The organism is Hydrogenophaga sp. (assembly GCF_051007235.1).
In the GTDB taxonomy this organism is placed as follows: Bacteria; Pseudomonadota; Gammaproteobacteria; order Burkholderiales; family Burkholderiaceae_C; genus Hydrogenophaga.
Map to the genome: position 1 here is coordinate 1 of NZ_JBPCSJ010000488.1, position 8,214 is coordinate 8,214.

General features: G+C 64.9%; 14 protein-coding genes and 1 pseudogene. 10 read left to right on the top strand and 5 right to left on the bottom strand.

Features of this window, described 5'->3' with window-relative positions:
- The 8 genes and pseudogenes from rplB to ACR2JA_RS17225 all read left to right on the top strand — a co-directional run.
- Nucleotides 1-655 (top strand): 50S ribosomal protein L2 (gene rplB / locus ACR2JA_RS17190; protein ID WP_434010294.1); only part of this gene is annotated, 655 nt, incomplete at its 5' end.
- 12 nt (nt 656-667) lie between these two features.
- Nucleotides 668-943: a 30S ribosomal protein S19 gene (rpsS, locus tag ACR2JA_RS17195; protein WP_310567144.1), complete on the top strand. Its 276-nt coding sequence runs from the start codon at nt 668-670 to the stop codon at nt 941-943.
- A 9-nt stretch (nt 944-952) separates the two neighbouring features.
- Nucleotides 953-1,288 (top strand): 50S ribosomal protein L22, encoded by a 336-nt coding sequence (rplV, locus tag ACR2JA_RS17200; RefSeq protein ID WP_434010295.1) that lies wholly within the window; start codon nt 953-955, stop codon nt 1,286-1,288.
- A gap of 16 nt (nt 1,289-1,304) precedes the next feature.
- Nucleotides 1,305-2,168 (top strand): annotated as a pseudogene (rpsC, locus tag ACR2JA_RS17205) (30S ribosomal protein S3).
- A gap of 2 nt (nt 2,169-2,170) precedes the next feature.
- Nucleotides 2,171-2,587, top strand: coding sequence for a 50S ribosomal protein L16 (gene rplP / locus ACR2JA_RS17210; RefSeq protein ID WP_310567141.1), 417 nt, complete (start codon nt 2,171-2,173; stop codon nt 2,585-2,587).
- Between the two features lie 15 nt (nt 2,588-2,602).
- Nucleotides 2,603-2,803: a 50S ribosomal protein L29 gene (rpmC, locus tag ACR2JA_RS17215; RefSeq protein ID WP_434010296.1), complete on the top strand. Its 201-nt coding sequence runs from the start codon at nt 2,603-2,605 to the stop codon at nt 2,801-2,803.
- A gap of 9 nt (nt 2,804-2,812) precedes the next feature.
- Entirely contained in the window at nt 2,813-3,082 is a 270-nt protein-coding gene (gene rpsQ / locus ACR2JA_RS17220; RefSeq protein WP_434010297.1) for a 30S ribosomal protein S17, read from the top strand.
- Nucleotides 3,083-3,214: 132 nt separating this feature from the next.
- Nucleotides 3,215-3,724 carry a peroxiredoxin gene (locus tag ACR2JA_RS17225; protein WP_434010298.1) on the top strand — a complete coding sequence of 170 codons (510 nt, stop codon included), beginning with the start codon at nt 3,215-3,217 and terminating at the stop codon, nt 3,722-3,724.
- A gap of 67 nt (nt 3,725-3,791) precedes the next feature.
- On the opposite strand, the gene ACR2JA_RS17230 is transcribed toward ACR2JA_RS17225, so the two are convergent.
- Both ACR2JA_RS17230 and ACR2JA_RS17235 read right to left on the bottom strand, forming a co-directional pair.
- Nucleotides 3,792-4,298 carry a GNAT family N-acetyltransferase gene (locus tag ACR2JA_RS17230; protein ID WP_434010299.1) on the bottom strand — a complete coding sequence of 169 codons (507 nt, stop codon included), beginning with the start codon at nt 4,296-4,298 and terminating at the stop codon, nt 3,792-3,794.
- 81 nt (nt 4,299-4,379) lie between these two features.
- Complete coding sequence (locus ACR2JA_RS17235) at nt 4,380-5,069, bottom strand: cytochrome b/b6 domain-containing protein (protein WP_434010301.1); 690 nt, start codon at nt 5,067-5,069, stop codon at nt 4,380-4,382.
- Between the two features lie 157 nt (nt 5,070-5,226).
- Between ACR2JA_RS17235 and ACR2JA_RS17240 the strand changes: the two genes are divergently transcribed.
- Nucleotides 5,227-5,679, top strand: a complete 453-nt coding sequence (locus tag ACR2JA_RS17240; RefSeq protein WP_434010302.1) for a c-type cytochrome — start codon at nt 5,227-5,229, stop codon at nt 5,677-5,679.
- A 73-nt stretch (nt 5,680-5,752) separates the two neighbouring features.
- Here the strand turns inward: ACR2JA_RS17240 and ACR2JA_RS17245 are convergent, their stop codons facing one another.
- A complete protein-coding gene (locus ACR2JA_RS17245) occupies nt 5,753-6,283 on the bottom strand; it encodes a TlpA family protein disulfide reductase (RefSeq protein ID WP_434010303.1) in 531 nt (176 codons plus the stop codon).
- Between the two features lie 103 nt (nt 6,284-6,386).
- Between ACR2JA_RS17245 and ACR2JA_RS17250 the strand changes: the two genes are divergently transcribed.
- Nucleotides 6,387-7,091, top strand: a complete 705-nt coding sequence (locus ACR2JA_RS17250) for a DUF4197 domain-containing protein (RefSeq protein WP_434010304.1) — start codon at nt 6,387-6,389, stop codon at nt 7,089-7,091.
- Nucleotides 7,092-7,118: 27 nt separating this feature from the next.
- Here ACR2JA_RS17250 and ACR2JA_RS17255 read toward each other — a convergent pair whose 3' ends face one another.
- Nucleotides 7,119-7,562 carry a thioredoxin fold domain-containing protein gene (locus ACR2JA_RS17255; protein WP_434010305.1) on the bottom strand — a complete coding sequence of 148 codons (444 nt, stop codon included), beginning with the start codon at nt 7,560-7,562 and terminating at the stop codon, nt 7,119-7,121.
- A 43-nt stretch (nt 7,563-7,605) separates the two neighbouring features.
- On the bottom strand, nt 7,606-8,214 hold a 609-nt coding region (locus ACR2JA_RS17260), incomplete at its 5' end, for a CoA transferase (RefSeq protein ID WP_434010306.1).

Here is an 8,214-nt window from a genome sequence, read left to right on the forward strand (position 1 = left end):
TGCCAAGCACCACTACCGCGTGGTCGACTTCCGTCGCAACAAGGACAACATCCCGGCCAAGGTCGAGCGTATCGAATACGACCCGAACCGCACCGCGCACATCGCGCTGGTGTGCTACGCCGACGGCGAGCGCCGCTACATCATCGCCCCCCGTGGCGTTGAAGTCGGTGCGACCCTGCTGTCCGGTTCGGAGTCGCCGATCCGCGTGGGCAACACCCTGCCGATCCGCAACATCCCTGTGGGTTCGACCATCCACTGCATCGAGCTGCAAGTCGGCAAGGGCGCGCAAATCGCCCGTTCCGCTGGCGCCTCGGCTGTGCTGCTGGCCCGCGAAGGCATCTACGCCCAGGTTCGCATGCGTTCGGGCGAAGTGCGCAAGGTCCACGTGGACTGCCGCGCCACCATTGGTGAAGTCTCCAACACCGAGCACAGCCTGCGTCAGCTGGGCAAGGCCGGTGTGAAGCGTCACATGGGCATCCGTCCGACCGTTCGCGGTACCGCGATGAACCCGATCGACCACCCGCACGGTGGTGGTGAAGGCAAGACCGGCGAAGGCCGCGCACCGGTGGATCCGTGGGGCAACCTGACGAAGGGTTACCGCACCCGCAACAACCGCCGTACGCAGTCGATGATCGTCTCGCGCCGCAAGAAGTAAAGGGTTGACATCATGACTCGTTCCCTCAAAAAAGGCCCCTTCATTGACCATCACCTGATGGCCAAGGTGGAGAAGGCTGTGTCCACCAAGGACAAGAAGCCGGTCAAGACCTGGTCGCGCCGCTCCATGATCCTGCCCGAGTTCATCGGCCTGACGATCGCCGTGCACAACGGCAAGCAGCACGTGCCTGTGTACATCACCGACCAGATGGTCGGCCACAAGCTCGGCGAGTTCTCCCTGACCCGTACCTTCAAGGGTCACCCGGGCGACAAAAAAGCCAAGAAGTAAGGATCAACCATGACTACTGAAACCCGCTGTGTTGTTCGCGGCGTGCGCCTGTCGGTGGACAAGGGCCGTCTCGTGGCTGACCTGATTCGTGGCAAGAAGGTCGACCAGGCTCTGAACATCCTGGCCTTCACGCAGAAAAAGGCCGCCGGCATCGTCAAGAAGGCGCTGGATTCCGCCATCGCCAACGCCGAGCACAACGATGGAGCCGACATCGACGAACTGTTCGTCAAGTCGATCTACGTTGAGCAGGGCGCCACGCTCAAGCGCTTCACCGCCCGCGCCAAGGGCCGTGGCAACCGTATCAGCAAACCCACCTGTCACATCTACGTGACGGTTGGCAACTGAAGAGGCTAGAGGACTTATGGGACAAAAAATCAACCCCACCGGCTTCCGCCTCGCCGTTGCACGCAACTGGGCCAGCCGCTGGTACGCGTCCAACCGTGACTTCGCCGGCATGCTGGCCGAAGACATCAAGGTGCGCGAGTACCTCAAGGAAAAGCTCAAGAACGCCGCCGTTTCGCGCGTCGTGATCGAGCGTCCTGCCAAGAACGCCCGCATCACCATCTACTCGGCACGTCCGGGCGTGGTGATCGGCAAGAAGGGCGAGGACATCGAGAAGCTGAAGAAGGAACTGGCCGCCAAACTGGGCGTGCCGGTCGCCGTCAACATCGAAGAAGTGCGCAAGCCCGAAATCGATGCCAAGCTGATCGCCGACTCGATCACCCAGCAGCTGGAAAAGCGCATCATGTTCCGCCGCGCCATGAAGCGCGCGATGCAGAACGCGATGCGTCTGGGCGCCCAGGGCATCAAGATCATGTCTGCCGGTCGTCTGAACGGCATCTAAATCGCCCGTACCGAGTGGTATCGCGAAGGCCGTGTGCCGCTGCACACCTTGCGCGCTGACATCGACTACGGCACCTCGGAAGCCAAGACCACCTACGGCGTCATCGGCGTCAAGGTCTGGGTCTACAAGGGTGACACCCTGGGTCGCAACGATCTGCCCGCCGCGGAAACCCCGCGTCCGGAAGAAGAGCGTCGCCCCCGCGGCCCTCGTCGTGAGCGTCCCGCTGGCCCCGCCGCCCGCGCTGCCGTGCGCCGTCCGGGTGCCGCTGGTGCACCGGTTGATGGCAGCGACAAGCCCGCCGAGGCCACCGACAAACCCGCCGTTAAGCGCGTTCGCAAAGACGCACCCGCAGGGGCACCTGCGGACGGCAAAGGAGAATAAATATGCTGCAACCTGCTCGCCGCAAGTACCGTAAAGAGCAAAAAGGCCGCAACACGGGCGTCGCTACCAGTGGCGCCACCGTGGCCTTTGGCGACTTCGGTCTCAAGTCCACCGACCGCGGCCGTCTGACGGCCCGCCAGATCGAAGCCGCACGCCGTGCGATTTCCCGTCACGTCAAGCGTGGCGGCCGTATCTGGATCCGCGTGTTCCCGGACAAGCCGATCTCCAACAAGCCCGCCGAAGTCCGTATGGGCAACGGCAAGGGCTCTGTGGAGTACTACGTGGCTGAAATCCAGCCCGGCAAGGTGCTGTACGAGATCGTTGGCGTGCCCGAGCAACTCGCTCGTGAAGCCTTCGCCCTGGCTGCGGCCAAACTCCCCCTGCGCACCACGTTCGTGGCGCGCATGCTGGGTCAGTGATTCAGGAGAACATAGATGAAAGCTGCTGAACTGCGCCAGAAGGATGTGGCCGGCCTGGAAGCCGAAGTGAAAGCACTGCAAAAGGCCCATTTCGGCCTGCGCATGCAAAAAGCCACGCAACAACTCAACAACACCGCCACGCTGGGCGACACCCGCCGTTCCATCGCTCGTGCCAAGACCATCTTGGCCGAGAAGCAACGCGCCGCCGCCAAGTAAGGAGTGACCATGACGGAAGCCAAAACATCCCTCAAGCGCACCCTGATCGGCAAAGTCGTCAGCGACAAGCGCGCCAAGACCGTGACCGTGCTCGTTGAGCGCCGCGTCAAGCACGAGCTCTACGACAAGATCGTCGCGAAGTCCAGCAAGTACCACGCCCACGACGAAAAGGGCGAGTACAAGATGGGCGACGTGGTCGAGATCACGGAAAGCCGTCCGCTGTCGAAGACGAAGAACTGGGTTGCCACCCGCCTGGTCCAAAAGGCCGCACTGGTGTAAGCCTGTTTCTGCTGTTTTCAGCGGACCCGAAAAAAGCGACCGACAATCCGGTCGCTTTTTTCTTTTCTGGAGCCGGTGTTTGCCGGTGCACAGAACCACGGCCCCAGGGCCACAACACACGAGGAGCGCAAGATGATCAAGGTGGGTGACCAGATTCCGGCGAGCACGCTGATGGAATACGTCGAGGTCGAAGGCAATGGCTGCAGCGTCGGCCCCAACCCGGTGGATACGCACAAGGCGAGCGCGGGCAAGACGATCGCGCTGTTCGCGTTGCCGGGCGCGTTCACGCCCACTTGCTCGGCCAAGCACGTGCCGGGCTATGTGGAACACCACGCCGCTTTCAAGGCCGCGGGTGTGGACGAGATCTGGTGCCTGAGCGTCAACGACGCCTTCGTGATGGGTGCCTGGGCTCGTGACCAGAAGACCGGCGACAAGGTGCGCATGCTGGGCGACGGCGATGCCGCGTTCGCCAAGGCCACCGGTCTGACGCTGGACCTGACGGGCAAGGGCCTGGGGCTGCGCAGCAACCGCTATTCGATGCTCGTAAAAGATGGCGTGGTGAAGACCCTCAACATCGAAGGCCCGGGCAAGTTCGAGGTCAGCGACGCCGCCACCCTGCTGGCGCAAGCAAAGGCGCTCTGAACGGCGGCATGTCCCCTGTGAAGGCCGGGTTTCCGAAGGGAGCCCGGCCTTTTTGCATTGAAGGGGATCAGAGCCGGGAGCCGCTGGCCAGATCGGCCATGAGGTAATGCGCCCCCGGCAGGGGGTTGTGGTAGTAAGGCGCCACCTCCACAAAGCCTACTTCTTGGTACAGCGCGCGGGCGGCTTCCATGTCGCGCAGCGTGTCCAGCAGCATCGTGGTGTAGCCGGCCAGGCTGGCGCGGGCCATGACCTGTTCCACCAGCTGGCGCCCCAGGCCGAAGCCCCGGAACGCCGAGCGCACGAAAAGGCGCTTCATCTCGCAGGCGTTGAGGTGGTCGCTGCTGGTCAGCGGGCGGAAGGCGCAGCAACCAGCCGGAGCGCCGTCCACCGTGGCCAGCATCAGCACACCGGCCGGCTCGGCGTAGTCGCCAGGCAAGGTCTCCAGTTCCTGTGCAAAACCTTGGAAGCACAGGTCGATGCCGAGGTAGGCCTGGTAGTCGATGAACAGGGCGCGGATCGCGGCCAGATCGTCGGGGGCGTCGGCCACGCGCAGCTGGATGTCGGGGGCGGTCACGTCGGAGTAGGGATGGTGGCGTCTGCCGGAAACGGCACTATACGGCAGCGCCCGACCGCAACCCCGTCAGCCCTGCACGGCTCAGTCGTAACTGGCGGCGGGCACCACCCCGTCGCCCAGCGATACGATGCCGTACACCGCGGCCACGCACAGCAGCAGCAGCACCAGCGCCAGCAGGCGTGTGCGAGCGTTGTCCCGCGACGCGGGCACGGGCGCCTGCACCGTTTTGTCGCCCACGATCATGGGGCGTACCAGGTTCTGCTTTTTGACCAGCTTGTAAAAAGCGATCGCGCCCAGGTGCAGCACCACGAGCGCGATCAGGATGAGCTTGCCCACCTTCTTGTGGTAGCTGGTGGCCTGAGACACCCAGTCGCCCGAGACCAGTCCGGCCAGCGGCCCGGTGAAGGCGATTTCGTCATCGGCAAACAGGCCGCTGCCCACCTGCGCCAGCAGGATCAGCAGCAGCGCCAGCACCGACAACATGCCCAGCGGGTTGTGGCCGACGCTGTGTTCGGCGCGTCCCTGCCCGCGCAGGTAGGCCACGATGCTGGATGGGCCGTACAGAAAGCTGCTGAAACGCGACCAGTGACCGCCCGCCAGCCCCCAGGCGAAGCGAAACAGCAACAGCGTGAGCACCGTGTAGCCGAGCCGACCGTGCCAGACCATCGCATTGCCGCCGACGTTGCCGGTGATGATCAGCCCGATCACGCAGAGCGCCAGGCCCCAATGGAACAGGCGGGTGGGCAGGTCCCAGACGCGGACGGTGTGCATGGTGGTCTCTCCTGATGGTGGGGGTGGGGCATTTCACCCATGGATACAAACCCTGAGTCGATGGTTTCGCCGGAACCAACGCGCAAACCCTACACTCTTTGCGGTTGTAGCACGGACGTGCTACAGCCATTCCACACCCCCACGCTCAGGAGTTCACATGAAGACTGCAATCGTCGCTGCCCTCGTTGGCGCCACCGCCATCCTGTCCACGCCGGCCATGGCCCAGTTCCAGAAGCCGGAAGATGCGATCAAGTACCGCAAGGCCAGTTTCACGGTGATGGCGACGCACTTCGGTCGCATCGGCGCCATGGTCAACAACCGGGCCCCGTTCGATGCCAAGGTCGCGGCCGACAACGCGGCCATTGTGGAAACCATGAGCAAGCTGCCCTGGGCCGCCTTCGGTGCCGGCACTGGTCAGGGTGAGACGCGCGCGCTGCCGGCCATCTGGACCGAGCAGGCCAAGTTCAAGGAAGGCGCCGACAAGATGCAGGCCGAAGTCGCCAAGCTGTCGGCCGCCGCCAAGACCGGCAACCTGGACGCCATCAAAACCGCCTTTGGCGCCGCGGGCCAGACGTGCAAAGCCTGCCACGACGACTTCCGCAAGGAATGACCCGGTGATGGGCCCGGGCCCAGCAAAAAAGGCGACCCATGGGTCGCCTTTTTTGTGGAAACCAACGGGGAGTTCAACCCTTGACCAGCAGTTCTTCGATGAGATCGTGCAACGCGGCCTTGTCGGGCTCGCCCACAAAGCGCTTGACGATGTTGCCTTGTTTGTCCACCAGGTAGGTGGTGGGCGTGAGCTTGACGTCACCCCAGGCCTTGGCGATCTCACCGGTGTTGTCCAGGGCCACCTTGAACGGCAGCTGCCGGCTCTGGGCGAAGTTCAGCACCCAGTTGGGCGGGTCGTAGCTCATGGCGACCGCCACGGTCTCGTAGCCACGCTCCTTGAACTTGTTGTGGGTGTCCACCAGCATGGGCATTTCCTTGACGCACGACACGCAGGTCGTGGCCCAGAAGTTCACCAGCATGACCTTGCCCTTGAGTTCGGCGGTGGTGGTCTTGGCGCCGTCGAGCAGCACGAAGGTCGATTCGGGCGCGGCGTCCCGGGTGCCGCAGCCACCCAGCAACAGCGATGTGCCCAAAGTGGCGGCCACCGCCAACGTGACCAGACCGCGACGACGGCTGACGGTGAGGGGGCGCAGGTGGTGTGTCATAGTCAGAAAGTGCGAAACAGGAGGCCCGGACGGGGCGGTGGGCAGCGGGGCTGCCACCGCGTTGCCATGGCCATTGGAGCGGTTCCACCCCAAGGAGTTCAACATGCAGCGTCGTCAGTTTAACCAGAGCCTCAGCGCCAGCATCGCGTTGTTGGTGCTCGCCACCCAACAACAGGCCTGGGCGCTGTCCCTGTCCGACCTCACGGACAAAGACGCCAGCGCGGGCCTGAAGGCGGCGCTGGAAAAGGGCGCGCTCGCGGCCGTGGGGCTGCTGGGCAAGACCGACGGCTTCCTGGGCAATCCGGCGGTGCGCATTCCGTTGCCAGGCTACCTGGAAGACGCGGCCAGTCTGCTGCGCAAGTTCGGCCAGGGCAAGCGGGTGGACGAGCTGGTGACCAGCATGAACCGCGCCGCCGAAGCCGCCGTGCCCATGGGCAAGGACCTGCTGGTCGGCGCGGTCAAGAGCATGTCGGTGACCGATGCAAAAAAGATCCTGACCGGCGGCGACAACTCGGTGACCCAGTTCTTTGCCGAGAAGACACGCACGCCGCTGGGCGAAAAATTCTTGCCCGTGGTGACCCAGGCGACCGAAAAGGTGGGGCTGGCCGCGAAGTACAACCAGGTGGCCGGCAAAGCCGCCGGCCTGGGGCTGGTGAAGAAGGAAGACGCCAACATCCAGCAGTACGTCACCGGCAAATCGCTGGACGGGCTCTACACCATCATCGGCCAGGAGGAGCGCAAGATCCGCCAGGACCCGGTGAGCGCAGGCAGCGACATCCTCAAAAAGGTCTTTGGCGCGCTCAAGTGACGCGCCAGCTGGCGTGAAAGCCGGCGCTCACTTGCCCAGCTTGCGGCGCGCGTCGGCCAGTCGTGCGTCGAGGTACTCGCCGTAAAAGTCGGGAACGGCCACGCCGACCAGGCGCTCGGCCAGCTCCTGCCCCTCGGGCCCCAGGAACAGCACCGTGGGCGCAAAGCGCGCCTTCCACAACCGGGCCTGTTCGGCCGGGGTGGACATGTCGCCATTGAACCCTTGCAGGTTGCTGCTGCGGTCGCGCACGTCCAGCTGCACCGCCTGCACCTTGCCTTCTTTGCGCAGCGGCAGCAGGTAGTGGTTGCGCACCAGGTCGCAGTACGGGCAGCCGGCCAGGGTGGTCATCACCACCAGCGGCTCGCCCCGCGCGGCGGCGGCCTGGGCCGCACCGCGCAGCGACGCCGGGGTGGGCAGCGCGGCGGGCGTCTTGGCGGGGATCGTGCTGTCGGCGGTGGCGGGCGTGCTCATGGGGACCTCGTGGGGCTGGAACATCAGCCAGCGCTGATGAAGATCAGACGATACCGCGGCCGCGCAGTTCCGCCAAGCGGGCTTCGCCCGCGCCCAGCCAGTCGGTCAGCACCTCGGCGGTGTGCTGGCCCAGCAGCGGCGGTGGCCGGTCGTTGCGCACCGGGGTGGCGCTGAGCTTGAGCGGGCTGGCCACCAGCTGCACCGCGTCGGCCAGCGGGTGGGCGTGTGCGCCCTGCCAGGTCTGCACCATGCCGCGCTGCTGCACGTGTTGGTCGGCAAAGACCTCGGCCAGGTTGTTGATCGGACCGCAGGGCACCTTGGCGACTTCCAGCGCGGCCAGCCAGTCGGCCTTGCTGCGCGTCTTGAAAAGGGCTTCCAGCAGCGGGACCAGGACCGCGCGGTTGCGCACCCGGTTCTGGTTGCGGGCGAAGCGTTCGTCCTGCGCCAGCCCGGGTTGTCCGGCCACCTCGCAGAACTTGGCAAACTGGCCGTCGTTGCCCACGGCCAGGATGATGTGTTGCGCCTGGCCTTGGGCATCGGGCGCGACCTCGAACACCTGGTAAGGCACGATGTTGATGTGCGCGTTGCCGGCGCGGCCGGGCACCTTGCCCTCTTCGCGCCCGCGCACCAGGTAGTTGGCGCCCAGGTTGGC